Raw genomic sequence first — 24581 nt, forward strand, 5'->3', positions numbered from 1 at the left:
GCTGTTGCACGGCGCGGGCGTCTATCTGCAGAGAGGTTTCGCTTACTGATCCAAGAAACTGCGCAGCTTGCGGCTCCGGCTCGGGTGCTTGAGCTTCCTCAGCGCCTTGGCCTCGATCTGGCGGATCCGCTCACGGGTCACGCTGAACTGCTGGCCGACCTCTTCCAGCGTGTGGTCGGTGTTCATGCCGATGCCGAAGCGCATCCGCAGAACCCGTTCCTCACGCGGGGTGAGGCTGGCCAAAACCCGGGTGGTGGTTTCCTTCAGGTTCTCCTGAATGGCGGAATCCAGCGGCAGGACGGCGTTCTTGTCCTCGATGAAATCGCCGAGTTGCGAATCCTCCTCGTCGCCGATCGGCGTTTCGAGGCTGATCGGCTCCTTGGCGATCTTCATCACCTTGCGAACCTTCTCGAGCGGCATCTGCAGCTTTTCGGCCAGCTCTTCCGGGGTCGGTTCGCGGCCGATCTCGTGCAGCATCTGGCGGCCGGTACGGACCAGCTTGTTGATCGTCTCGATCATATGCACCGGAATCCGGATGGTGCGCGCCTGATCGGCGATCGAGCGGGTGATCGCCTGACGGATCCACCAGGTCGCATAGGTCGAGAACTTATAGCCGCGACGGTATTCGAACTTGTCGACCGCCTTCATCAGGCCGATGTTGCCTTCCTGAATGAGGTCGAGGAACTGCAGCCCGCGGTTGGTGTATTTCTTCGCGATCGAGATCACCAGACGCAGGTTCGCCTCGACCATTTCCTTCTTGGCCTGACGGGCTTCCTTTTCACCCTTCTGCACCTGCTGGACGATGCGCCGGAATTCGCTGATATCGAGACCGACATATTGGCCGACCTGGGCCATGTCGGCGCGCAGCTCCTCGATCTTATCGGCGCTGCGCTCGATCAGCATCTGCCAGCCGCGCCCCGCCTTCAGGCCCATTTCATCGAGCCAGGTGGGGTCAAGTTCGCGACCGCGGTATTCGTCGACGAATTCGCGCCGGTTGATGCGGGCCTGGTCGGCCAGCTTCACCATGGCGCTGTCGATCGCCATCACCCGCTTGTTGATCCCATAGAGCTGGTCGACCAGCGCCTCGATCCGGTTGTTGTGCAGGTGCAGACCGTTCACAAGCTCCACGATCTCGGAGCGCAGCTTTTGATACTGCTCCTCCTGAGTGGCACTGAACTTGCTGCTTTCGTTCAACGTGGCGGCGATCCGGTTGTCCTGCATTTCGGAAAGCTGGACATAGTTGTTGGAAATCCGCTCCAGCGTGCTCAGCACCTGGTCCTTCAGCGCGGCTTCCATCGCGGCCAGCGACATGCTGGTCTGATCGTCCTCGTCCTCGTCGTCTTCCCGGGCGATCGGATTGCCGTCGGCGTCGAACTCGGGATCCGAGCCGCCTTCCGATTTCTTGGTCGCCAAAGAACCGGAGGAGACCAGCGTTTCCGCCACGGCATCCTCGTCGTCGCCAAGCTGGTTGCCAAAGGTGGCCTCCAGGTCAATGACGTCACGCAGCAAAATCTCCTCGGACAGGAGTTCGTCGTGCCAGATGGTGATCGCCTGGAAGGTCAGCGGGCTTTCGCAAAGCCCGGCGATCATCGTGTTGCGGCCGGCCTCGATCCGCTTGGCGATGGCGATCTCGCCCTCGCGCGACAGCAGTTCGACAGAGCCCATCTCGCGCAGATACATCCGCACGGGGTCGTCGGTCCGGTCGAGCTTTTCGGTCTGCGCGCTGGCCAGCGTCACCTCACGCGCGTCCGAGGTCGTCGCGATCTCGGTCGAGCCCTTGCTCTCGTCGTCTTCCGCCTCTTCGTCCTCGATGATGTTGATGCCCATCTCGGAAAGCATGGACATCACATCTTCGATCTGCTCCGAGCTGACCTGATCGGGAGGTAGAACCTGGTTAAGCTGATCGTAGGTGATGTAGCCTTTCTCGCGGGCCTCGGCGATCATCTTCTTGACCTGGGCCTGGCTCATGTCCAGCGAGATTTCCTGTTCCTGGTCCTCAGGTTTCTGGTCGTCGGTGTCCTTAGCTGCCATTCGGTGCTCCTGCAGAGGCGTGGGGCGATTCGCGCGGATCCGAATCATCGGATAATCCCGTGATTCGGTCATCGGTTCGCCCGGTTGTCCACCTCTATTCGTTACAAATTTCCGCCCTATCCGCCCGATTTGGAATACCCGATCCGGTTCAGCAATTCGGCGAAGGCATCCCGCTCCTCGCGGTTGATCGTGGCGCCGTTTTCGGCGGTATCATATTCCGCCTTATTCTCGGCTCCCGTACTTCGCATCGCCCGATCCCGCGCCTGCGCCGCCTGTCCCAGACGCCAGGTCACGGCTTCGTCCGCCATACCGGTCAGTTCTTCCTCGGCCTCGGCGACCTCGGCATAAAGCCCGCGCCGCGCTTCGAGTTTTGCGAGTTCCTCGGCCAACGTCATTCGGGCCAGGTCTATATCGCCGGGTTTGCGCAGGCAGGGGCTGATTGCGACATGGCGCAAGCCAAACAGGTTTTCAAGGGCCTCAGGCCCGGCAGCGGCGATGATTCTGTCTTTCAGTGCCCCAGATGCCTCAGCCCCGTGGCGCAGGATGAGATCGCGCAACAGCGCATGATCGGGATCGGCGCAGCTCATCCGCTCGATCCGATAGTCGAATTCCGCGATCAGCTCGGGGGCGGAAATCGCCGTTGCCAGGATCACCGCCTCGCGCAGCTGGGTTTCGGCCTGATCCCCGGCAGCGACCAGAAGCGAGGATTTGGTACTGGCCTGCGGTGGCCGCGGCTGGTTCCGTCCGACCCAGGGCGCCGACCGCCCGCGCGACTTTGCCTTGCCCTGCCCCGGCACAAAGGCCTCGCGCACCGGCCGGTCGGCATGGAACAGCTGCCAGCGCATCTCCTTGATCGCCTCGCCGTAATGGCTGCGAATCGACGGGTCGCGGATCAGCCGCAGCTTGTCACGCAGCACCTTGTCGAGCGCGGCGCGCCGTTCCGGGCTGTCAAAGCTCTTGCCCTCGGTCTCCCGCCCCCAGAGCAGGTCAACCATCGGCCGGGCGCGATCCAGCACCGCCTGCACCGCCGCCGCCCCCTTGGCGCGGATCAGATCGTCGGGATCCTGACCGTCGGGCATCAGCGCGAAGCGCAGGGACTTGCCCGCCTCCAGCAGCGGCAGCGCCAGGTCGATCAACCGCAAGGCCGCGTTGATCCCCGCCTTGTCGCCGTCGAGCGCGATGACCGGCTCGTTAGCGATACGCCACAGCATCTGGAGCTGGTGTTCGGTGATCGCCGTTCCCAGCGGCGCGACCGCGCCCTGGAACCCCGCCTCGGACAGGGCGATCACATCCATATAGCCCTCGGCGACGATCAGCGGCATGCCCTTGCCCGTCGCCACCCGCGCCGGCCCGTGGTTGAACAGGCTGCGCCCCTTGTCGAACAGCTCGGTCTCGGGGGAATTGAGGTATTTCGCGTTGTCGCCCGGATCCATCGCCCGGCCACCGAAGGCGATGGCGCGGCCTCGGGCGTCACGGATCGGGAACATGATCCGGTTGCGGAAAGTGTCATAGGGCTTGCCGCCCTTGTTCGACGGCTTGGCCAGCCCGGCGCCCAGGATCAACTCCTCGGCCACCCCCTTGCCGCGCAGATGATCCCAAAGATGCTGCCAGCCCTCGGGGGCAAAGCCGATCTCCCAGCGCTCCAGCGCCGCGTCGCTCAACCCCCGGCGACGCAGGTAATCCCGCGCCGGTCCCGCGACCCCGGTTCTCAGTTGCAGGCGATAGAATTGCGCCGCCTGCTCCATCACCTCGGCCAATTGCCCGCGCCGGTCGACCTTCTGCTGCACCTTCGGATCTTGCTTGGGCATCTCCATCCCCGCCTCACGGGCCAGGATCTCGACCGCCTCGATGAACGAAACGTTCTCGGTCTCCTTCACGAAGCTGATGGCGTCGCCCTTGGCCTGGCAGCCGAAGCAGTAATAGAACCCCTTGCGGTCATCGACATGGAAAGAGGCGCTCTTTTCCTGGTGGAAGGGGCACGGCGCCCACATGTCCCCCTTGCCCTGGTTCGACTTGCGCGTATCCCAGATCACCTTCCGCCCGACCACATGGGTCAGCGAGATCCGGTTGCGCAGTTCATCCAGGAATCCGGGAGGCAGTGACATCGGGGCCTTTCGTCGTCAGTTCTTCAGTTGCTTGATCATCTCTTGGCGCTGGTCCCACATGTCCAGACATTGCTGGTTCCAGATGGCACCGAAATCGTTCTTCTTCAGATCGCCGCGCGTTACCTGATATATGTAATCAACCATCCCCGGAATCGCGGCGTTATACTGTTCCGGCCAGGTGACCGGACCAGCGGCGATATGGTCGGCCACATTCTCCTGCGCCACCTTGTCGAGCCGGGCCTTTTGCACCGCGGCCATCACCTGCGCCTCATATCCGCAGACGGCCTCCTTGGTCACGGCGGCGGCCTCTTCGGCGCCGGCAGGCAGGACAGCCAGCGGCATCAGCGCGAAAGCGGCAGCAAGGGCAAGACGGGTCGTCATCTGGGACAGCTCCTGAATCGGTTGAGGTAGTCTAGGTTACCCCCACGCGGCGCCGGCTGCCATCGCCGTTTTCGCGCACCCGCAGCAATGCGCCCGAAGCCGCTGCCGCCCGACCGAAACCGCAGCCCCTCCCCCTGCTTCTTCTCTGCAAAAATACTCAGCTCTCCCGCCGCCCGCCGCCCGCGCCGGGGGCGGGCAGAGAGGCCGCGCCTGATGCGCCCTGCCCCGAAAAGGCGCCGCCCCGCAGCCGGGACGGCGCTCTTCCAGGCTCTCGCCAAGTCAGAAGGCGGGGTTCAGAGCCCCTTGGCTCGATAACTCCGCGCCACCTTGTCGATGCTCACCAGATAGGCCGAGGTGCGCAGATCCTTCACCTCGGGCCGGCCGTGCCAGATCTGTCGCATCGTCTGATAAGCCTCGCGCATCGCGTCATCGAGACCCGAGCGTACCAGCTCCAGCTCATCGGCACCGCGTAGGTACTTCTGCTTGAAATCCGGGCTCGGCGACCAGGTCTTGCCCAGCGCCTCGCTCAGCGTCTCGAGCTGATCGACCACCAGCTGGTGGCGCGCCTCCTCCTGCCGGCGCTGCATGCGGCCGAAGCGGATGTGGCTCAGGTTCTTGACCCATTCGAAATAAGAGACCGTCACCCCGCCGGCATTGGCATACATGTCGGGGATGATCACCGTGCCCTTGGCCTGCAGGATCTCGTCGGCGCCGGCGGTGACCGGACCGTTCGCCGCCTCGATGATCAGGGGCGCCTGGATGCGATGGGCATTCTCGAGGTTGATCACCCCCTCCAGCGCCGCCGGGATCAGGATGTCGCATTCCTCCTCCAGCACCGCGGCACCCTCGGCCCGGTGACTGGCGTCGGGATAATCCGCCACACCGCCATGGCTGGTCAGCCAGGTGTGCACCGCCTCGACATCCAGCCCGTTCGGATCGTACAGCGCGCCGTCGCGTTCGATGATGCCGATGATCCGGGCGCCATCCTCCTCGGCCAGGAACTTGGCAGCGTGATAGCCGACGTTGCCCAACCCCTGCACGATCACCCGCTTGCCGTCGAGCGTGCCCGAAAGCCCGGCCTTGGCGGCATCCTCCGGATGACGGAAGAATTCGCGCAGGGCGTATTGCACACCGCGCCCGGTCGCCTCGACCCGGCCATGGATGCCACCGGCATTCAACGGCTTGCCGGTGACACAGGCCTGTGCGTTGATGTCGGTGGTGTTCATCCGGGCATATTGGTCTGCCATCCAGGCCATTTCGCGTTCGCCGGTCCCCATGTCGGGCGCCGGGACGTTCTGGCTGGGGTTGATCAGATCGCGCTTCGCCAACTCATAGGTGAAGCGGCGGGTGATCATCTCCAGCTCGTGCTCCTCATATTGCCGCGGGTCGATGCAGAGCCCGCCCTTGGAGCCGCCGAAGGGCGCGTCGATCAGCGCGCACTTATAGGTCATCAGCGCCGCCAGTGCCTCGACCTCGTCCTGATTGACCGACAGCGCATAGCGGATGCCACCCTTGACCGGCTCCATATGTTCGGAGTGGACCGCGCGATAGCCGGTGAAGGTCTGGATCTGGCCACGCAGCCGGACCCCGAAGCGCACCGTATAGATCGCGTTGCAGACCCGAATTTTTTCCTCGAGCCCAGGCGGCAGCTCCATCAGGGCGGCCGCCCGATTGAACATCAGATCAACGCTTTCTCGGAAACTCGGTTCGTGGCGAACCATGGCCTAACACTCCTTTTTCTTCTGTTTTGGCCTTGCGGCGACTCGCGGGCCGCGACCAATTCGTAACAGGTTCTGACGTTGCGTCAAAAGATTGCCTCATTTTTGATCATAAATTCGCCGAGACCTCGCACCACCGCTGAAGACCCCCCTTCCGCCCGCCGCAACCTCTGGGTGAAAACCAAGCCCTGCGTTGCGGAAATCCGGAAAATCCCCGGCTTTCGCCCAAATTGAGCCATCTTTGACGCGCATCCCGGACCCGTCTCCCCCGCGACCCCGCCCCGGTTCTCGTCTGATCCATGCGGCCCCCCGTCAGGAAGAAGAGGTCTTGATGCATCCGAAGATGCGCCCCCCTAGCTGCCTCCGGCTCGGTGCCGGAACATCGTCCGATCGTCGCGCCGCGCCGACCGGCGGGCTCGGCAGCGCCCTGCGCCGTTTCGCCCGGGACGAGAACGGCAATCTGATCATCTTCAGCATCTATGTCCTGGTGATCATGCTGATGTTCGGCGGCATCGGCATCGACCTGATGCATTACGAACGCAATTGCACCGATCTGCAGAACACCCTGGACCGCGCCACCCTCGCCGCCGCGGACCTCGACCAGCCGCTGGACCCCGAAGCCGTGGTGCGTGACTATCTGACCAAGGCGGGGGTGATCGGTTCTCTGACCAAGGTGACCGCGGACAAGGGGATGAGCCACCGGGTCGTCACCGCCACCGCCACCTGCAGCATGGCCACCCAGTTCATGCAGATGAGCGGCGTCACCCTGCTGAGCAACCAATTGACCAGCACGGCCGAGGAGCGGATCGACGGGGTTGAGATTTCGCTGGTGCTCGACGTCTCGACGTCGATGAACGCCAACAGCAAGCTGGCCAACCTCAAGACGGCGGCGAAGGACTTCGTCGACACGATGGTGGACAATACCGAAGCGGGCAATCTGTCGATCTCCATCGTGCCCTATGCCACCCAGGTTTCGACACCGGCCGCTTTCCTGAACAAGTTCAACGTCACCAGGGAGCAAGAATATTCCAACTGCGTGAATTTCGCCGCCGCCGATTTCAACACCACCGAGATTGATCCTGAGGCCGACCTGAAACGCACCCTGCATTACGATCGATCACGCACCAGTTTCGACGGCCGCGCCTATACCCCCGAACGGCTGGTCAGCGACCCGGTCTGTTCGAATGATTCCGCGCGCGAAATGCAGGTGCTGCAAAGCGACCGCGACGGGTTGAAGACCTATATCGAGAACCTTTCCGCCAGCGGCAACACCTCGATCGACCTGGGGATGAAATGGGGCACGGCGCTGCTCGATCCCAGCCTGAAGCCGGTAGTCGCAAGCCTGGTCGACGACAAGCTGATCTCGGCGGCTTTCTCGGACCGCCCCAAACCCTATACCTCGAAGGAAACGCTGAAGGTCATCGTGCTGATGACCGACGGCGAAAACACCAGCCAGTATTACCTGCCCGATGACCTCCGCACCGGAGCCTCCAATGTCTGGTGGAACCCCGAAGCCAAGGAATATTCGATCTACAAGGGGCGCGACAGCTCCGACAAGGACGGCGACGGCAACACCAGTGAACCGATCTATTACTGGTACACGAAGGGACTCTGGCGCGATCACCCCTATGGCAATCTCGACGGCTATACCGAAACCCGATGTGTCAGCGAATTCCTGGGCATCTGCTGGCGTTACGGCGAGGTGACGGTCGATGAACCGGGCACCGCCACCGAGCTTACCCTGGGAGAGCTCTACGCCCGCACGGCGATGTACCGGATCTCGCAGATGTTCGAGCCGGTGATCGGCAGCAGCGCCTGGTCCAAATGGTATAACCCCGCGCGCGACACCTATGTTGGCGGCACCACCAAAGACACCCGCACCAAGGCGATTTGCGACGCCGCCAAGGCCAAGGGCACCATCATCTATACCATTGGCTTCGAGGCCCCGACCTCGGGTCGGAATCTGCTGAAATACTGCGCCAGCTCCGACAGCCATTATTTCGACGTCTCGGGATTGGAGATCGTCGATGCTTTCTCTTCGATCGCCTCCTCGATCAGCAAACTGAAGCTCACCCAATGATCCGCGCGCTCCGCTCCACCCTGCGCCGCTTCCGGCGCGACGAGGCCGGCAATGCCACCATCGAATTCGCCATCACCTTCCCGGCGCTGATCGTCCTGATGCTGTCGGGGCTGGAGCTGGGCTTCGTCACGCTTGAGCATTCCATGCTGGAGCGCGCCCTGAACCTGACGGTGCGCGACATCCGGCTGGGCACCGGCTCCGCCCCCCAGCACGATGAGATCAAGACGATGATCTGTGACCGCGCCGGTTTCATCCCCAATTGCAGCACCAGCCTCAAGCTGGAGATGATCCAGGTCGATCCGCGCGCCTGGACCGGGCTCGACCTCACGCCCGACTGCACCGACAAGTCGGAAGAGGTCCTGCCGGTGCGCAACTTCGTCAACGGCCAGTCGAACGATCTGATGATCCTGCGCGCCTGCGCCAAGATCGACCCGGTATTTCCCACCACCGGCCTTGGCAGCAGCCTGGCGACCGACGCCTACGGGCAGTTCGCGCTGGTTTCGACCACCGTTTTCGTTCAGGAGCCGAGGTAGACGATGCGCAACCGTCTGGGCCCCCTTCTGAAACGCTTCGCCGAAGACAGCCGCGGCAGCGTCGCGGTGGAATTCCTGATCATGGTGCCACTGCTGTTCTGGGCCTTCATGGCGATCTACGTCTATTTCGACGGCTACCGGCAGAGCGATCTGAATCTCAAGGCCGCCTATGCCATCGCCGACATGATCTCGCGCGAGACCGGCGCGGTGAATGACACCTACATCGACAGCATGGAAAAGGTGCTGCGGCTGATGACCCGCACGGATACAGAGGTCAAGCTGATGGTCACCGTGGTGCGCTGGAACGAGACCGACAAACGCTATTACGTCGATTGGTCGAAGGCCCGCGGCTTCCCCCAGGTCCGCACCAACGCGGATATGGTGGCATTGGCCAACAGGCTGCCGGTGATGCCGAATGGCGAACGCGTCATCCTGATCGAGACCGAGGCCACCTATGTGCCGCCCTTCGACGTGGGCATTCAGACGCTCGCCCTGGACAATTTCGTCTTCACCCGCCCCCGCTTCGCCCCGCAGGTCGCCTGGTCGGACAGCTGATCAGCCGGCGTCGCCGCCCCCATCGCGCTCCAGGATCATCGCCTCGATCATCTGCGCCATCGCCTTGGTCTGCGGCGCCGAGGTGACACCGCCGACCCCGATCCGCCGACCCAGCCGCCACCACAGCCCGGGCGCCCAGGCTCGCGGCCCGGTCTCGCGCATCCGGATCAGGAACCCGTTCGAGGGCTTGAAGGCGAAAGCGCCCCGCTCCACCGCGACGATCTGGTCGATCGGGGCGATCATCCGCCCGTCGCTGAGGCAGAGCCCGCCGGCGCGCAGATCAAGCCGCAGCGCGGTCGCCCGCCACATCCGCTCTGCCAGCCACAGCGCCAGGCCACCGATGACGATCAGAAAGGCCTGCCAGCCCAGCGGAACCGGTTTCCAAAGCGCGAAATAGAGCACGATCCCGGCAAAACCGATCAAGGCCCCCACCCCCATCCAGCGCCGCAGCGGCGAAACGCTGACGCTGATCAGACTGTCATCCTGTGGCATGTTTTCCTCCGCCCGCTGAGCCCTGCCCCGGCGCCATAGCGGAAAACACCCGACCGGAACAGCCCATTGCCACCCCGGCGGTGCGCCAGTGCACAATCAGCGTGCCGCGGGCCCCATTTGCACCAGCCCGCTCCGGCCCTATCTTCCCCCCAAGCATCACGACGGAGGCATAGCCATGTCGCTCAGACCCATTCTCGAAACCCGCCGCGCCATCCCTGCAATGGAAGGTGCCGGCGTGAAGCTCCACCGCGTCTTCGGCTTTCAGGATCCGACCGAACTCGATCCCTTCCTGATGATGGACGATTTCCGCAACGAACGCCCCGAGGATTACATCCGCGGCTTTCCCTGGCACCCGCATCGGGGGATCGAGACGATCACCTATGTGCTCTCCGGCACGGTGGAGCATGGCGACAGCCTCGGCAATACCGGCACGCTCGGCGGGGGCGACGTGCAATGGATGACCGCCGGTTCGGGCATCCTGCATCAGGAGATGCCGAAGGGGAACGCCCAAGGCCAGATGCATGGCTTCCAGCTCTGGGGCAACCTGCCCTCGGCGCAGAAGATGACCGCGCCGCGCTATCAGGACGTGCGTGGCAGCGATATCCCCGAGGTGATCGACGATGACGGCACCCGGGTGAAGGTGATCACCGGCGAATTCTGGGGCAAGCGTGGCCCGGTCGATGGCATCGCCGCCGATCCGCAATACCTCGACATCACCCTGCCGGCCGGGGTGAAGAAGACCTTCAAGATCGACACCTACCGCCGCGCCTTCGCCTATGTCTTCGACGGCGCCGCCGCCTTCGCCGATGCCTCGAAACCCTCGGGCGTGCTGCTCGAGAAGGAGGTCGCCGGGCAAGAGGTCAATATCCGCGACCTTTCCGGCAACCGCACCCTGATCCGCTTCGGCTCTGGCGACGAGGTGACGGTGCAGGCCGGGCCGGAAGGCGTGCGTTTCCTGTTGATCTCGGGCGCGCCGATCGCCGAGCCGGTGGCCTGGCACGGGCCGATCGTGATGAACACGCAAGCAGAGCTGATGCAGGCGATGCGCGATCTCAGAAACGGCACCTTCATCAAGCCACAGCACTAAGTCCCGCCCCGCCTCGCGCCCTGGTGCGCATCGCGGGGCCTCAGACCCAGCCGATGCACCCGTGATCAAGGCCGGGTCGTGAGTGGCTTTGCAGAAAAGAAGACGGCCCGGTCAGCAGGATGACCGGGCCGTTTCGATTTAAGACCCGCGCCGCAAACCCCGCTCAGGACGCCGCGCAACGCTTGGCCATCGCACCCGCGCTTCTCCGCTGCGACCCCGCCTTTTCCTCTCCGCCTGCGGGCGTCGCCCGCCCCGGCTTTCCGCCTCACATCTCTTCGACGTCCTGCACCCATTTGGCACCGGAACAGCCGCCTCATGCATCCGCCGGGCGCCTCCCGGGGCGACGCCCGTTCGCGGCTGAGTGAGGCGGATCAGGAAACTCTCTGGGGGAGAGTTTCCCCGCCGAACAGTCCACTGGACTGTTTGTCCCTGCGCCTCCCGGGGCTACGCCCGTTCGCGGCTGAAAACAGTCCACTGGACTGTTTTCCTGGCGCCGCTCACCCCCCCTTCTTCTAGCCTTAAATATCCCGGGGGGAGGCCGCAGGCCGTGGGGGGCAGGGCCCCCCTCCTGCCTCAAACGGCGGCCACCGCCTTGCGGACCATGTCCCAATAGATGGTCTCGACCTCCTCCAGCGACAGCCGGCCGGCGGCGCGATACCAGGTGTTCACCCCGGTCAGCATGGCGATCACCGCAAGGGTGGCGATCTTCGGATCGGGCACTTCAAAGCTCCCCGCGGTGACGCCGTCGCGCAGGATGCCTTCCAGCGCATCCTCGTAGTCGCGCCGCAGCCCCTCGATCACGCTGAAATTCTCCGGGCTCAGGTTGCGCAGCTCCATATAGGCGATAAAGACCTCCTCCGGCCGGCCCAGGTGGAAACTGATGTGAAACCGGGTGAAATCCTCCAGCCGCGCCAACGCCCCGGAGGCACACGACCGGCTGCGCCAGGTCGCCAGCAGCTCTTCCATATGGTCTCGCATCAACCCGAACAGCAGGCTCTGCTTGTCGGGCGTATAGTTGTAAAGCGCCCCCGCCTGCACGCCCACCTCGGCCGCGATCTGGCGCATCGAGACGGCGGCATAGCCGTGGCGGGCGAAAAGCTTCAGCGCCGCGCTCTGGATGCGCGGGCCGGTGATATCGGAATGGGAACCTGCGGTACGTGCCATGCGGCGAAGTTATATGAACATACGTTCAGAAAAAACCCCGGGGTAGAGCGCGGACCGAAACCGCGGCGCCAACACCACAGCCCCTGCTGGCACCGCTTGCGCCGGCTCGCCCCAGCGGGCAGAAAGGGTGGGATACCGACGCCCCGAGGCCCCATGTTCCCGCGCCCTTCGCCCTTTACCCTGATCGCCCTGCTCACCGCGCTGTCGCTGGCGCCGGCCTGCACCCCGGTGCCCGAGCTCAATGACACGGTAACGGCGGATCTGCGCGCCGCCCCCTATCCGGCGCTGATTCCGCTGGAACCGGCCCTGGCCCAGAACGCGCCCGAGCCACAGAAGGCCGAGGATCTGGAGCAGCAGATGCAGGCGCGGCAGGCGGCGCTCAACGCCCGGGCCCAGCGCCTGCGAACCCGCGCCGTCGAATAACCCACTCTCCGCCGCTGCCGCGTTGCGCCGCTATGTCGAAGCGGTTAAGGCACGGGTCAGCGTTTCAACGACAACATGAAGGAAGGACCTTATGACGAACGCTCTGCGCCTTGGGATTGCCGGTCTGGGCACTGTCGGTGTGGGCGTTGTCCGCATCGTCCGCAAACACGCGCATCTGCTGGAGGCCCGCACCGGCCGCAAGATCGAGATCACCGCGGTCAGCGCCCGCGACGCCGGCAAGGACCGCGGTGTGCCGCTGGGCGATTACGCCTGGGAAAACGACCCGGTCGCCCTGGCCCGGCGCGATGATGTCGACATCTTCGTCGAGCTGATGGGCGGCGCCGAGGGCGCGGCCAAGGCCTCGGTCGAGGCGGCGCTGACCACCGGCAAGGATGTGGTCACCGCCAACAAGGCGATGCTGGCCCATCACGGCCAGGCCCTGGCGCTGCTGGCCGAAGAGACCGGCCGCCAGATCCGCTATGAGGCTGCCGTCGCCGGCGGCATCCCGGTGATCAAGGCGCTGACCGAAGGGCTTGCCGGCAACGAGATCACCCGGGTGATGGGCGTCATGAACGGCACCTGCAACTATATCCTCACCCGGATGGAGGCCACCGGACAGGGCTATAACGCGCTGTTCCAAGAGGCCAGCGATCTGGGCTATCTCGAAGCCGACCCGAACCTCGACGTCGGCGGCATCGACGCCGGCCACAAGCTGGCGATCCTCGCCTCGATCGCCTTCGGCACCCAGGTGAATTTCGACGGGGTGGAACTGGAGGGCATCCAGCGGGTGTCGCTGGAGGATACCCGCCAGGCCGCCGACATGGGCTATCGCATCAAGCTTCTGGGCGTGGCCCAGCGCAGCCCGCGCGGGCTGGTGCAGCGGATGCAGCCCTGCCTGGTGCCGGCGCATTCGCCGCTGGGCCAGCTCGAGGGCGGCACCAATATGGTGGTGATCGAGGGCGACGCCATCGACCAGCTGGTCCTGCGCGGCCCCGGCGCCGGTGAAGGCCCGACCGCCAGCGCGGTGCTGGGCGATATCTGCGACCTGGCGCGCGGCTTCAAGCTGCCGGTCTTCGGCCAGCCGGCCAAGACGCTCGAGGCGGCGCAGCCGGCACAGACCGGGCTGCCGGCGCCCTATTACCTGCGGATGTCGCTGTTGGACAAACCGGGAGCGCTCGCCAAGATCGCCAAGATCCTGGGCGACGCCGGCGTGTCGATCGACCGGATGCGGCAATACGGCCATACCAATGGCGCCGCCCCGGTGCTCTTCGTCACCCACAAGACCACCCGTGCCTCGCTCGACGTAGCGCTGGAGGCGATGGCGCTGACCGATGTGATCGCCTCCGAACCCGTCGCGCTCAGGATCGAGCACGTCTGAGCCACGATTTTCAGGCGCCGGCCTCGTAGGTGACGCGGCCGGCGCAGATCGTCATGCCGATCCCCAGCCCGCCGACCTGATCCGGCGGCGTCGCCTCGATATCACCGCCGAGGATCACGATATCGGCCAGATAGCCCGGCCGCAGCATGCCCTTTTCATCTTCGGCGAATTCCACCCAGGCGTTCATCCTGGTGTAGGACTCCAGCGTCTCCAGCAGCCCCTGCCGCCGATCGCCCCAGAGCGGGCCGAGATCGAGCGGCGCGATCGCCGCCTGAATGGAGGCGAGCGCCGAGACCGGCACCACCGGCCAGTCGGTGGAAAAGATCAGCGGCACCCCGGCCTCGCGGATCCATTTCCAGGCATAGGCGCGGCGATAATCGTCCTCGAAGAACACCGTGTCGGGCGCCGGCGGCGCGAAGAACCCGGCGGGCGAGGCATGGCGCGGCTGCATCGAGGCGACAGCGCCCAGCGCCTTGAGACGCGCAAGATCCTCTGCCGTGATCAGCTCGATATGTTCGACCCGGTGGCGGGAATCGCGTGGGCCGTTGGCCTTTTGCGCCGCCTCGAAGCCGTCGAGCACCCGGCGCACCGCCAGATCGCCCACCGCATGCACGCTGAGCTGCAACCCCATGGCATCGGCCAGGACGCAGGCCTGATTGAACACCTCGGGGTCAAAGATCGCCTCGCCGACATTGCCCGGCGTATCGGGATAGGGCCGCGTCATCAGCGCGGTGCGCGATTCCATCACCCCGTCCATGAACATCTTGACCCGGCCGGACTTGACCATCGGACTGTGGTATCGGCGGTGCATCTCGGCCGCCACTTCCAGCCGGTCGAGGCCGTCGAAATTCTTCAGATGCAGCGGCACCTGCACCCGGCATTTCAGCCGGCCTTCCGCCTCCAGCTCGGTCAGCAGGTCGAGCTGATAGAAATTCCCGTCCATATTGTGCAGGCTGGTGATCCCATGGGCGGCGCAGTGATCGAGCCCCTTGAGCAGCAGCGCCTTGTCGGCGGCGCGCTGCGCCTCGGTCGCCGGCGGTTCCGGATCGCGGCCGCTGACATAGCCCAGCATGTCGCGCCCGCCGGTGCGCGACAACGCCAGCACCGGGCCGAAGGCGCCGGTTTCAAAAAGCGTGCCGGTGGCAAGCCCGTCTTCGCCCATCACCACGATGCTGCCCTCGGGCATCGGCGCGCCATGCGAGAGCCCCGCCGCCTGAAGCGCCCGGGTATTGGCCCAGACCGTGTGCAGATCGGCGGCCAGAATGGCGAAGGGCCGGTCAGCGAGGATATCGTCCAGCAGCAGCCGCGGCGGTTCTGTCTGACCGAGGAAGAGGTCGTAAAAGCCCCCCACTCCCAGCACCAGCGGCTCATCCGGCCGGGCGGCGGCGTATTCCGCCACCAGGGGCCGGACCGCCGCCAGATCGGTGTGGCCGCCAAGCGGCAGGAAATCCAGCTCCGCCGCGCCCTGGAACAGGTGGACATGGCTGTCGATCAGCCCCGGCAGCACGGTGCGACCGCCGGCATCGACCACGCGCGTCCCCTCCCCGGCAAGCGCCGCGATCGCATCGCTTGAGCCGACCGCGACAAGGCGATCGCCGACAAGCGCCAGCGCCTCGGCCCGGGGGTGGTCGGGGTCCATGGTCAGAACATGGCCGTTCAGGATCACCAGGTCGGGAGTTTGGGTCATGCTGTCCTCTCCATCACCACGCGCGCGCCTAAAGACGCGCGCGAAGGTCTCATTCGCCGAAATAGGCCGCTTTCGCCGCCTGAATGGCCTTTGCCTGATCGCCGCTCAGATCGTGACCGCCATAGCCCGCGATATGGACATGGAAGGGATCCTCCAGCGTATCGGAGACGCCCGACATCTCCTCGACCACCGCCAGGCCGCAATAGGGCACATAGGTCGCCGAATAGCCGCCCTCATGGGTGACGATCAGCCGACCCTCGCAATGGCGATCTGCCACCTCGAGCACCTGGCGGATCATCCAGCGGTAATCCTCGGACGACAGCATCATGATGCCCAGGGGATCGAGGGCCGAGGCGTCATAACCGCTCGGCACGAAGATCGCCTGCGGCTTGAAGGCCTCGAGCGCCGGCAGCACGATTTCCTTGAAAGCCTCGCGATAGGCGCCCGATCCCGATCCCGGCGGCAGCGGGATGTTCAGGTTCACCCCCTGCCCCGCGCCCTCGCCCGTTTCCTCGATAAAGCCGGAGTTCGGCGGGAAGAGGTTGTTCTGATGCAGCGAGATCGTCAGCACCGACGGGTCGTCATAAAAGATCGCCTGGGTGCCGTTGCCATGGTGCACGTCCCAATCAACGGTGGCAATCCGCTCGATCCCATAGGTTTCCTGCGCGTATTTGATCCCCAGCGCCGCATTGGCCAGCAGGCAGAACCCCATCGCCAGCTCGGGCATCGCATGGTGCCCGGGCGGCCGGCAGAGCACATAGGCGTTGTCCACCGCACCGGTAAAGACCGCATCCACCGCCTTGAGCACACCACCGACCGCCAGTTGCGCGATCTCATAGCTGGCCGGCCCCACCGGGGTGAGCTGGCCGGCATCGCCGCCACCCGAGGCGCAGACCGCCTTGAGGTGATCCAGATAGGATTGCGGGTGCACCTTGGTCAAAAAGGCCTCCTCCACCGGCTCGGGCCGGATCGGATGCAGGCAAGGCGCCAGCCCGGTGGCCTCGACCAGCCCGTTCATCCGGCGCTTGGTCTCGGGGTTCTCGAAATGCTCGCCCGGCTGCACCGTCAGAGAAGGTTCGAAAAACCCGCTCCAGTTCTGCGTATCGTGCCAGTAATAGAGTTCCGATGTCACCCAGCCGGTGCGGCGGGTGGTGGTCTTGGGCGCATCTTTCGGACGGAACGGCATTCGGTCCCCCTGCTCGTGTGATCGGTTCCTGTTGGCGGCAGTCTTGCCCAGGGCGTCCCCCGCGCAAATACCACCAAGTTGGTATTGCTTTTCCATTTTGACGGTTTCTAGTGGTATGATGACATCCGCTTCTCCCCCCTCCGACAGCCAGCTTGCCGAATATGATTTCCTCGGCCATCTCGCCGCGCTGGAGACGCTGCCCGACTTCGAGGCGGCGGTCGCCCCCTATTGCAGCCAAGTCTTTGAGACGCAAAGCGTTCTGGCGGTGCGTTATTATCGGGACCGGCAACCCGATGTGCTGTTTCGCTGGATCCCCGGGGCGGCGCTGCGGCAGACCTTCGACAGCTATTATCGCGGCCTCGGATTCATGCTGGATCCCTTCTATCAACTGGCCCTGCGCAGCCCCGATTTCGCCGTGCATCAACTGCGCGAAATCGCCCCCGACCGGTTCGAGACCAGCGAGTATTTTGCCACTTATTTCGGCACCACCCAGATGGTGGACGAATTGGGCGCCACCCTGCGGCTTGATGCCGACAGCGCGGTGCACCTGTCACTGGGCCGCAGCGCCGGGCACAAGCGCTTCCCGGCCCGGCAGGTACGGCATTTCAAACTGCTGGCACGCGCGATCATGCCCAAGCTGCGGGCGGTGGCGCTGCAGGCCGATCCCAGCCGGCAAGCGGCGCCGGGCTTCGTCGATCTGCATCTGCGGTTCCGCAATCTCAGGATCGCCGGTCAGGCGGCACTGTCGGACCGGCAGGCGGAAATCGCCGCTCTGATCGTCCAGGGCCATTCCAGCCGCGCCATCGGGCTGAAGCTGGCGATCTCGGAGCAGACGGTGAAGGTCCATCGCCGCAATATCTTCAAGAAGCTCGGCATTTCCTCGCAAAGCCAGCTTTTCGACCTGCTGATCTCGGGCCTGTCGCACCTCGCAGCCGAGACCGGCTGAGCCTCAGCCCCGCCGCCGGCCCAGCGCCAGGCGCATCTGCTTCTCGGTTTCGACCAAGGCGAAGAACACCGCCCCCACCGCGACGATCATCAGCCCGTCGGCGAAGGACACCGCCTCTGTCCCGAAGATGCGCTGCAGCGGCGGCAGATAGGTGACGGCAAATTGCGCGCCCACCACGGTGACCAGGCTGGCCCAGACCATCGGCGTGCCCTTGACCGCCTGCCAGGTCAGCGAGGTGCCATAGATGTTGCGAATGAAGAAGAGATAGAAAATCTCCTGCACGACCAGCATGTTCATCGCCATGGTGCGCGCCAGCTCGTCGCTATAGCCCTGATCATGGGCATAGCTGTAGACGCCGAAGACCGCGATCAGGCAGAGGAAAGAGACCAGAAGGATCGTCCAGATCAGGGCCCCGGTCAGCAGCGGTTCATCGCGCGGACGCGGCGGCCGGCGCATGGTGCCCGCCTCCGACGGCTCGAAGGCCAGCGCGATCCCCAGGGTGATGGCGGTGATCAGGTTGACCCAGAGGATCTGCACCGCGGTGATCGGCATCGGCAGGCCGACGAAGAGCGCCACGATGATGGTGATCGCCTCGCCGCCATTGGTGGGCAGGGTCCAGGAGATCACCTTCTTGATGTTGTCATAGACGGTTCGCCCCTCGCGCACCGCCGCCGCGATCGAGGCGAAGTTGTCATCGGCCAGCACCAGTTCGGCCGCCTCCTTCGCCGCCTCGCTGCCCTTCTGGCCCATGGCGATGCCGGCATCGGCGCGTTTCAGCGCCGGCGCGTCGTTCACGCCGTCGCCGGTCATCGCCACGGTCAGCCCGCAGGCCTGCAAGGCCGTGACCAGCCGCAGCTTGTGCGCCGGCGAGGTGCGGGCGAAGATGTCGGTCTCGACCGCCGCCTTGGCCAGTTCGGCATCACTCATCACCTCGATATCCGCGCCGGTCAGCACGCTGTCGGGGTTGCTGAGGCCGATCATCCCGCCGATGGCGCGGGCGGTCGCCGCATGATCGCCGGTGATCATCTTCACGTCGATGCCGGCGGCGTGGCATTCGGCCACCGCCGCGATCGCCTCGGGACGCGGCGGGTCGATCAGCCCGATCAGCCCGATCAGGGTCAGCCGGCCCTTCATCTGCTCCTTGTGCAGCGGCTCGCCCTCGTCGGGCGGCTGCCCCACCGCCACGGCGATCACCCGCTGGCCACTGGCCGCCAGCTCCTCGACCCTCGCCGCCCAGTGATCGGGATCAAGCGGCGCGCTGCCGCCATCGGGCGCGCGCTGATCGGCGCAAAGCACCATCAGCGCCTCAGGGGCGCCCTTGACATAGAGCGCCCGGCGGCCGTCCGGCGATCGCTGCAGCACCGCCATATAGCGATGCGCGGCGTCAAACGGGATGGTGTCGATCCTGAGCCAATCGGCGTAGGGATCGGCGCCGCGGCGGGTGATCTTGCCGGCGAGCGCCATCAGCGCCCCCTCCATCGGGTCACCCTCGACCCGCCAGATGCTGCCCGCGTCGCTCAGCACCGCGTCATTGCAAAGCCCCGCCCCTTCGGCGAATTCCATCAGCACCGCATGATCCTCCGGGTCGGCATCCGCCTCGCGCCAGCGGATCGCGCCCACGGGGGCATAGCCGTCGCCATCGACCGAGAACACATGGTCGGCCGAGGCGAGCGAGGCGACCATCATCTCGTTCCGGGTCAGCGTGCCGGTCTTGTCCGAACAGATCACCGAAACCGATCCCAGGGTCTCGATCGCCGGCAGCCGCCGCACGATGGCGTTGCGCCCGGCCATGGCACGCACGCCCACGGCAAGGGTGATGGTCAGCACCGCCGGCAGCCCCTCGGGGATCGCCGCGACGGACAGGCCCACCACCGCCATGAAAAGCCCGGCGAATTCCATATGCATGACGAAATAGCCATAGCCCAGGAGCATGGCGCCGAGGATCAGGATGAACAGCGTCAGCCAGCGCGCGAAGACATCCATCTGATGCACCAGAGGGGTCGTCAGCACCTCGACCTGCGCCAGCATGCCGCTGATCTTGCCAATCTCGGTGTCGGCCCCGGTGCCGGTGACGACCCCCCGCGCGGTTCCCGCCGCCACGAGCGTGCCGCTGAAAAGCATCGAATGCCGATCCCCCAGTGGCGCGTCGACCGGCACCGGTTGAATGCCCTTGTCGACCGGCACGGATTCCCCGGTCAGCACCGCCTCTTCCGCCTTCACCCCGTGGGTCTCGATCAGCCGCAGATCCGCCGGCACCCGGTCGCCGGCCTCGAGCAGCACGATATCGCCCGGCACCAGATCGGCGGCGTCGAGGCTTTGCCGCCTGCCATCGCGCAACGCCGCGCAGCGCGGTGCGAGCATGCCGCGGATCGCCGCCATCGCCTGTTCGGCGCGCCCCTCCTGGATGAAGCCGATCACCGCATTGGCCAGCACCACCGCCAGGATCACCCCGGTGTCGACCCAATGGGCCAAGGCCGCGGTGACCGCCGCCGCCCCCAGCAGGACATAGATCAGAACATTATGAAACTGCAGCAGAAACCTGAGGATCGGGCCACGCCCCGGAACGGAGGGCAGAAGGTTCGGCCCATATTCGGCGCGCCGCCGCGCGACCTCTGCGCCGCTCAGCCCCGCCGGGGTGACGGCAAGCGCCTCAAGACAGTCGCCCTCGCTTCGGGCATGGGGATCGGCAATCGACATTGTCGTCTCCTTTGGTCAGGCGCATGCCGCATCGCGGCAAAAGCCTCGCTGCGATCGCAGCATAGACAGGAAGCCACCACGCCGACAATGTGGCAAAGCCGCCAATTTTCCGCACTGCCGCCGGGGCTGTCCGCCGGATGGTCCATCCTTGGGCAGTTTCCTCCGCCACGGCTTGGGGCCGACGAATTTCCCCGCCGCCTCCCTTTAACTCCCCCGCCCCTTGCCTATGCTGGGCGCGATCCTTCCGGCGGTCTGCCGCGGTCCTGCCCCGGGGCCGCCCCGCCGCTCTCGCAACCTGACGGAGCCCTTTCATGACCACGCCTTCCTCCGCCGCAGGCCCCGCCGGCGGCCCCGTCATCGTCAACCAGATCGGACCGGAGGTCACCGCCTGCCTGCGCGATCATCCGGCCAATTTCACCGTGATCGAACGGCTCGACCGCAGCGTCGCCCCCTGGGAAGGGCTGCCGGAAGAAACCGAAATCCTGCTGACGGGCCCATCGGCCGGCTGGCGCAAGGCCCCGGCCGAGGCGCAGCCGCTGCCCAAGGGGCTGCGCTGGGTGCAGTCGCTGTCGACGGGCATCGAGGCCTATCCGCGCTGGATCGTCGAGGGCCGCAGCTTTACCTGCGGGCGCGGCGTCGCGGCCTCGGCCATCGCCGAATACGTACTGACCGCCATTCTCGACCACGCCAAGGGGTTCAGCGCCCTGAAGGTTCACGACGAAGCCGGTTGGAAGGCCAAGCATGACCTTGACGGGTTGGTCGGCAAGACGCTGGGCATCCTGGGCTATGGCGCCATCGGCCAGGCCATCGCCCGGCGCGCCCATGGGTTCGAGATGGAGGTCCTGGCCTGCCGGCGCGGCGCCTGGGACGACAGCGATCCCTATGCCCGCCCGGCGGCGACTCCCGAGGCGCTGTTCGCCGCCTCAGATTACCTCGCCATCGCGATGCCGCTGACCCCAGCCACCCGCCACATGGTCGACGCGGCGCTGCTGGCGCAGGCCAAGCCCGGCCTGGTGCTGATCAATATCGCGCGCGGCGAAATCGTCGATCAGGACGCGCTGGTCGAGGCGATCGGCAAAGGCGGTCTGGGCGGCGCCATTCTGGATGTCACCACACCCGAACCGCTGCCCGATGGCCATCCGCTCTATGCCCTGCCGACGGTGGTGATCACGCCGCATATCTCGTGGAAAAGCCCGGCCTTCATGGCCGGCTTCCTGCATGACCTCACGGCCAACCTCGATGCCCATCTGGCGGGCGAGCCGCTGATGAACCAGGTCGACCTGACCCGCGGCTACTGACCCCGGCGGGAGGGGCCCACCCCTCCCCGCCACGGGCGGCCGCAGCCGATGATCGCACCGGCAGCCGGCGCCGGCGCGCAGATCCGCGACAAGATGAACAATGGTTTTCGAATATATCTTTCCTCAGGCCGTCGGCCTCTCCTCCTTGCCCAAAAGTGACGCAAAATCATGACCCTGACCATCACCGCCCTTTATGCCGGCCTGGCCGGTCTGCTGTACCTGCTGCTCTCTGCCCATGTGATCAAACAGCGGATCGCCACCCATCAATCGCTGGGCGATGGCGGCGACGACACGCTGAACCGGCGCATCCGCGCGCATGCGAATTTCGCGGAATATGCGCCGCTGACGCTGATCCTGATCGCGGCTTTCGAGGCTCAGGGCGGCGCCGCGCCGCTGGTGCATCTGGCCGGGATCGCCCTGCTGCTGAGCCGGGCGATGCACGCCTATGGGATGCAGGGCGACAGCCACGCCTGGGGTCGCAAATACGGCATTGTCACCTGTTTCCTGCTGATCCTGGTGCTGTCGCTGGCCGATATCGCCTTGGCGCTGATCTGACCCTCAGCCCGGCGCCAAGCGGAAGGCCGAGGGCGGCGCGTCGAATTCGCGGCGAAAGGCGGCGGTAAAGGCCGAGGGGCTGGAATAGCCCAGCCGATCCGCCAGCGCCGCGCTGGTCTCGCCCCGTTCGATCCCTTCGAGCGCCACCATGCAGCGCAGCTTGGCGCGCCAGTCGCGGAAGGTCATGCCGGTCTCGGTCGCGAACAGCCGCTCCAGCGTGCGTTCCGAGGTACCAAGATCGCGCGCCACCTCGGACAGGTTGCGCCGCTCCCCCGGGTGGCGCAGGAAATGCGCCATCGTCGCCGCCAGTCGGCCGTCGCGTCCGCCGGGCAGATGCAGCGCCGCCGGGGGCAGCCGGGCGATCTCGTCCAGCGCCACCCAAGCCAGCCGCCGCGCGGCGGCGCCGGTCTGATCCGCCTCCTCCGCCAGCCGTTCGACGATCCCGCGCAACAGCGGCGAGCCGCGGAAGACCGTGCAGGCCTGCGGCAACCCGGCCCGCCCGGCATAGCGTGGTGCGACGTAGAGGTGGCGCACCTGCAACGAGGTCTGCGTGGTCAGCTGATGGCCCAGCCCGCCGGGTATCCAGATCGCGTGCTTGTGCGGCACCATCCAGACATCATCACCGGCACGCAGCCGTAACACCCCGTCCAGACACAGGATCAATTGCGCCCGGGGATGCGCATGCGGCGCGACGGCAACCCCGGCGCCCAGGGTGCCGCAGCGGGCGATCACCGGACGGCGCGACGACAGGTCGTACCCATCCCGGGTCGGGGTTCGGGAGAATTCTGGCGGAAATTCGACATGCTTTGGCATAATGTCGCTCTAGCGCAAATCTGACCTTTTTCATAGGACTAATAGTCGACCCGCCCGCCGAGGACCCACCCATGACCTACTTCAAAGAACTCATCATCACGGTGATCGCCGTGATCGCGATCGCCATCTCGCTGACCCTCCCCGGGGGGCTCGATCACAGCCAGTCGCTGACCTTCGGCATCGTGCTGATCACCCTTGGCCTCTGGGCCACGGGGATCGTGCCCGGCTATGTCGCCTCGACCTTCTTCTTCACCGCGCTCCTGCTCCTGAACCTTGCCCCGCCGACGGCGGTGTTCTCCGGCTTCTCCTCGGCGGCGATGTGGCTGGTGATGACCGGCTTCATCATCGGCGCGGCGATCACCCACTCAGGGCTGGGGGTTCGGATCGGGGCGCTGGCGCAGCCGCATCTGTCGAAAAGCTATCCCATGCTGATCGGTGGGCTGATGCTGATCGGGGCGCTGATGGGATTCATCATGCCCTCCTCAATGGGTCGCGCCGCGGTCCTGATCCCGGTCGGCATGGCGCTGGCCGATGTTCTCGGGCTGGAGAAGGGCAGCAAGGGGCGCACCGGCGTCGCCGTGGTGATCGCCTTCGGCACCAATATGCCCAGCTTTGCCATCCTGCCGTCGAACATCCCCAATATCGTGATGTCCGGCATGGCCGAGCGGACCTGGGGGCTGCATTTCGGCTATGCTGATTACCTGCTGCTGCACTATCCGGTGCTGGGGATCGTCAAGGGGATCGCCATCGTGCTGCTGGTGCTGTTCTATTTCCCCGCCAAGATCGCAGTGACCCCGCCGGCCCCGGCAGCGACCGCACCCCATGCGGCGCGACGCCAGGCCATCCTGCTTGGCATTCTGCTGATCACCGTTGCGTTTTGGGCCACCGACCAGTTCCACGGGATCAACGCCGCCTGGATCGGTCTGGCGACGGCGCTGGTGCTGATGGTGCCGCAATTCGGTTTCCTGCCACCGCCGGTCTTCAAGGGCGCCATCGACTTCGGCGTGCTTCTCTTCGTGTCGGGCGCACTGGCGCTTGGGGCGGTCGTCACCTCGACCGGCCTCGGCCCGGTGATCGCCAAGCATGTGATCTCGGTGATGCCGCTGGAGGAAGGCCGGCAATTCCTGAACTTCGTCTCACTGTCGACCCTCGGGATCATCACCGGCGTCTTCACCACCATGGCCGGGCTGCCGGCAGTGCTGGGACCGATGGCGCAGGATCTGGCCAAGGCCACCGGGTTCTCGATCGAAGCCGTGATGATGACCCAGGTGATCGGCTTTTCAACCGTCTTCTTCCCCTATCAGATCAGCCCGCTGATCGTCGCCATGGGGCTGGCCGGCGAATCCACCCGGCCCCTGTTGAAAATGACCCTGTCGCTGGTGGTGCTCACCTTCCTGGTCTTCATCCCGCTCGATTACCTCTGGTGGCACCTGCTGGGCTGGATCTGAGCCG

General features: G+C 65.4%; 20 protein-coding genes. 10 read left to right on the top strand and 10 right to left on the bottom strand.

Features of this window, described 5'->3' with window-relative positions:
• Positions 1-42 precede the first annotated feature (42 nt).
• The 4 genes from rpoD to ACN0V4_RS07965 all read right to left on the bottom strand — a co-directional run bounded on the left by rpoD (position 43) and on the right by ACN0V4_RS07965 (position 6238).
• Positions 43-2031, bottom strand: coding sequence for an RNA polymerase sigma factor RpoD (rpoD, locus tag ACN0V4_RS07950; RefSeq protein ID WP_417674766.1), 1989 nt, complete (start codon positions 2029-2031; stop codon positions 43-45).
• A gap of 116 nt (positions 2032-2147) precedes the next feature.
• Positions 2148-4136 (bottom strand): DNA primase, encoded by a 1989-nt coding sequence (dnaG, locus tag ACN0V4_RS07955; protein WP_417674768.1) that lies wholly within the window; start codon positions 4134-4136, stop codon positions 2148-2150.
• A 15-nt stretch (positions 4137-4151) separates the two neighbouring features.
• The gene (locus ACN0V4_RS07960; RefSeq protein ID WP_417674770.1) at positions 4152-4517 is read right to left on the bottom strand and encodes a hypothetical protein; all 366 of its coding nucleotides are present in this window, start codon (positions 4515-4517) and stop codon (positions 4152-4154) included.
• A 293-nt stretch (positions 4518-4810) separates the two neighbouring features.
• Complete coding sequence (locus ACN0V4_RS07965) at positions 4811-6238, bottom strand: Glu/Leu/Phe/Val family dehydrogenase (protein WP_417674772.1); 1428 nt, start codon at positions 6236-6238, stop codon at positions 4811-4813.
• A 328-nt stretch (positions 6239-6566) separates the two neighbouring features.
• Here ACN0V4_RS07965 and ACN0V4_RS07970 point away from each other — a divergent pair, with 328 nt between their 5' ends.
• Genes ACN0V4_RS07970 through ACN0V4_RS07980 form a run of 3 tightly spaced genes read left to right on the top strand, consistent with a single transcriptional unit; the run spans position 6567 to position 9403 of the window.
• The gene (locus tag ACN0V4_RS07970; RefSeq protein WP_417674774.1) at positions 6567-8315 is read left to right on the top strand and encodes a pilus assembly protein TadG-related protein; all 1749 of its coding nucleotides are present in this window, start codon (positions 6567-6569) and stop codon (positions 8313-8315) included.
• A complete protein-coding gene (locus tag ACN0V4_RS07975; protein ID WP_417674776.1) occupies positions 8312-8848 on the top strand; it encodes a TadE/TadG family type IV pilus assembly protein in 537 nt (178 codons plus the stop codon). The genes ACN0V4_RS07970 and ACN0V4_RS07975 overlap by 4 nt, the downstream gene beginning before the upstream one ends.
• 3 nt (positions 8849-8851) lie before the next feature.
• Complete coding sequence (locus ACN0V4_RS07980; protein WP_417674778.1) at positions 8852-9403, top strand: TadE/TadG family type IV pilus assembly protein; 552 nt, start codon at positions 8852-8854, stop codon at positions 9401-9403.
• Here ACN0V4_RS07980 and ACN0V4_RS07985 read toward each other — a convergent pair whose 3' ends face one another.
• Positions 9404-9895, bottom strand: coding sequence for a hypothetical protein (locus tag ACN0V4_RS07985; protein ID WP_417674780.1), 492 nt, complete (start codon positions 9893-9895; stop codon positions 9404-9406).
• A gap of 175 nt (positions 9896-10070) precedes the next feature.
• Between ACN0V4_RS07985 and ACN0V4_RS07990 the strand changes: the two genes are divergently transcribed.
• Positions 10071-10982, top strand: coding sequence for a pirin family protein (locus ACN0V4_RS07990; RefSeq protein ID WP_417674782.1), 912 nt, complete (start codon positions 10071-10073; stop codon positions 10980-10982).
• 573 nt (positions 10983-11555) lie between these two features.
• On the opposite strand, the gene ACN0V4_RS07995 is transcribed toward ACN0V4_RS07990, so the two are convergent.
• Positions 11556-12146: a TetR/AcrR family transcriptional regulator gene (locus tag ACN0V4_RS07995; protein WP_417674784.1), complete on the bottom strand. Its 591-nt coding sequence runs from the start codon at positions 12144-12146 to the stop codon at positions 11556-11558.
• 153 nt (positions 12147-12299) lie between these two features.
• On the opposite strand from ACN0V4_RS07995, the gene ACN0V4_RS08000 reads away from it, so the two are divergent.
• Together ACN0V4_RS08000 and ACN0V4_RS08005 are read left to right on the top strand one after the other, a co-directional pair.
• Complete coding sequence (locus ACN0V4_RS08000) at positions 12300-12569, top strand: hypothetical protein (RefSeq protein ID WP_417674786.1); 270 nt, start codon at positions 12300-12302, stop codon at positions 12567-12569.
• 91 nt (positions 12570-12660) lie between these two features.
• Positions 12661-13947 carry a homoserine dehydrogenase gene (locus ACN0V4_RS08005; RefSeq protein WP_417674788.1) on the top strand — a complete coding sequence of 429 codons (1287 nt, stop codon included), beginning with the start codon at positions 12661-12663 and terminating at the stop codon, positions 13945-13947.
• Positions 13948-13957: 10 nt separating this feature from the next.
• On the opposite strand, the gene ACN0V4_RS08010 is transcribed toward ACN0V4_RS08005, so the two are convergent.
• Together ACN0V4_RS08010 and ACN0V4_RS08015 are read right to left on the bottom strand one after the other, a co-directional pair.
• On the bottom strand, positions 13958-15634 hold the full coding sequence (locus ACN0V4_RS08010) for an amidohydrolase (protein WP_417674790.1): 1677 nt from the start codon (positions 15632-15634) through the stop codon (positions 13958-13960).
• Between the two features lie 49 nt (positions 15635-15683).
• A complete protein-coding gene (locus ACN0V4_RS08015) occupies positions 15684-16820 on the bottom strand; it encodes a class II histone deacetylase (protein WP_417674792.1) in 1137 nt (378 codons plus the stop codon).
• Positions 16821-16935: 115 nt separating this feature from the next.
• Between ACN0V4_RS08015 and ACN0V4_RS08020 the strand changes: the two genes are divergently transcribed.
• Positions 16936-17766, top strand: coding sequence for a helix-turn-helix transcriptional regulator (locus ACN0V4_RS08020; RefSeq protein ID WP_417674794.1), 831 nt, complete (start codon positions 16936-16938; stop codon positions 17764-17766).
• A 3-nt stretch (positions 17767-17769) separates the two neighbouring features.
• Here the strand turns inward: ACN0V4_RS08020 and ACN0V4_RS08025 are convergent, their stop codons facing one another.
• On the bottom strand, positions 17770-20463 hold the full coding sequence (locus ACN0V4_RS08025; RefSeq protein ID WP_417674796.1) for an HAD-IC family P-type ATPase: 2694 nt from the start codon (positions 20461-20463) through the stop codon (positions 17770-17772).
• Positions 20464-20774: 311 nt separating this feature from the next.
• On the opposite strand from ACN0V4_RS08025, the gene ACN0V4_RS08030 reads away from it, so the two are divergent.
• Positions 20775-21761 carry an NAD(P)-dependent oxidoreductase gene (locus ACN0V4_RS08030; RefSeq protein WP_417674798.1) on the top strand — a complete coding sequence of 329 codons (987 nt, stop codon included), beginning with the start codon at positions 20775-20777 and terminating at the stop codon, positions 21759-21761.
• 168 nt (positions 21762-21929) lie between these two features.
• Positions 21930-22316 carry an MAPEG family protein gene (locus tag ACN0V4_RS08035; protein WP_417674800.1) on the top strand — a complete coding sequence of 129 codons (387 nt, stop codon included), beginning with the start codon at positions 21930-21932 and terminating at the stop codon, positions 22314-22316.
• A 3-nt stretch (positions 22317-22319) separates the two neighbouring features.
• On the opposite strand, the gene ACN0V4_RS08040 is transcribed toward ACN0V4_RS08035, so the two are convergent.
• Positions 22320-23129, bottom strand: coding sequence for an AraC family transcriptional regulator (locus ACN0V4_RS08040; protein ID WP_417674802.1), 810 nt, complete (start codon positions 23127-23129; stop codon positions 22320-22322).
• A 71-nt stretch (positions 23130-23200) separates the two neighbouring features.
• Here ACN0V4_RS08040 and ACN0V4_RS08045 point away from each other — a divergent pair, with 71 nt between their 5' ends.
• A complete protein-coding gene (locus ACN0V4_RS08045; RefSeq protein ID WP_417674804.1) occupies positions 23201-24577 on the top strand; it encodes an SLC13 family permease in 1377 nt (458 codons plus the stop codon).
• Positions 24578-24581: the final 4 nt, after the last annotated feature.

It is taken from the genome of Pseudodonghicola sp., from assembly GCF_048268305.1.
GTDB lineage: Bacteria > Pseudomonadota > Alphaproteobacteria > Rhodobacterales > Rhodobacteraceae > Pseudodonghicola.

Bases quoted from the DNA above. Each gene is read 5' to 3' on its own strand.
- ACN0V4_RS08030 (WP_417674798.1), top strand. From the start codon at position 20,775: ATGACCACGCCTTCCTCCGCCGCAGGCCCCGCCGGCGGCCCCGTCATC.
- ACN0V4_RS07970 (WP_417674774.1), top strand. From the start codon at position 6,567: ATGCATCCGAAGATGCGCCCCCCTAGCTGCCTCCGGCTCGGTGCCGGA.
- ACN0V4_RS08045 (WP_417674804.1), top strand. From the start codon at position 23,201: ATGACCTACTTCAAAGAACTCATCATCACGGTGATCGCCGTGATCGCG.
- ACN0V4_RS08035 (WP_417674800.1), top strand. From the start codon at position 21,930: ATGACCCTGACCATCACCGCCCTTTATGCCGGCCTGGCCGGTCTGCTG.
- rpoD (WP_417674766.1), bottom strand. From the start codon at position 2,031: ATGGCAGCTAAGGACACCGACGACCAGAAACCTGAGGACCAGGAACAG.
- ACN0V4_RS08015 (WP_417674792.1), bottom strand. From the start codon at position 16,820: ATGCCGTTCCGTCCGAAAGATGCGCCCAAGACCACCACCCGCCGCACC.
- ACN0V4_RS07960 (WP_417674770.1), bottom strand. From the start codon at position 4,517: ATGACGACCCGTCTTGCCCTTGCTGCCGCTTTCGCGCTGATGCCGCTG.
- ACN0V4_RS08020 (WP_417674794.1), top strand. From the start codon at position 16,936: ATGATGACATCCGCTTCTCCCCCCTCCGACAGCCAGCTTGCCGAATAT.
- ACN0V4_RS08040 (WP_417674802.1), bottom strand. From the start codon at position 23,129: ATGCCAAAGCATGTCGAATTTCCGCCAGAATTCTCCCGAACCCCGACC.
- ACN0V4_RS07975 (WP_417674776.1), top strand. From the start codon at position 8,312: ATGATCCGCGCGCTCCGCTCCACCCTGCGCCGCTTCCGGCGCGACGAG.
- ACN0V4_RS08005 (WP_417674788.1), top strand. From the start codon at position 12,661: ATGACGAACGCTCTGCGCCTTGGGATTGCCGGTCTGGGCACTGTCGGT.
- ACN0V4_RS07980 (WP_417674778.1), top strand. From the start codon at position 8,852: ATGCGCAACCGTCTGGGCCCCCTTCTGAAACGCTTCGCCGAAGACAGC.
- ACN0V4_RS07995 (WP_417674784.1), bottom strand. From the start codon at position 12,146: ATGGCACGTACCGCAGGTTCCCATTCCGATATCACCGGCCCGCGCATC.
- dnaG (WP_417674768.1), bottom strand. From the start codon at position 4,136: ATGTCACTGCCTCCCGGATTCCTGGATGAACTGCGCAACCGGATCTCG.
- ACN0V4_RS08000 (WP_417674786.1), top strand. From the start codon at position 12,300: ATGTTCCCGCGCCCTTCGCCCTTTACCCTGATCGCCCTGCTCACCGCG.
- ACN0V4_RS07990 (WP_417674782.1), top strand. From the start codon at position 10,071: ATGTCGCTCAGACCCATTCTCGAAACCCGCCGCGCCATCCCTGCAATG.
- ACN0V4_RS07985 (WP_417674780.1), bottom strand. From the start codon at position 9,895: ATGCCACAGGATGACAGTCTGATCAGCGTCAGCGTTTCGCCGCTGCGG.
- ACN0V4_RS07965 (WP_417674772.1), bottom strand. From the start codon at position 6,238: ATGGTTCGCCACGAACCGAGTTTCCGAGAAAGCGTTGATCTGATGTTC.
- ACN0V4_RS08010 (WP_417674790.1), bottom strand. From the start codon at position 15,634: ATGACCCAAACTCCCGACCTGGTGATCCTGAACGGCCATGTTCTGACC.
- ACN0V4_RS08025 (WP_417674796.1), bottom strand. From the start codon at position 20,463: ATGTCGATTGCCGATCCCCATGCCCGAAGCGAGGGCGACTGTCTTGAG.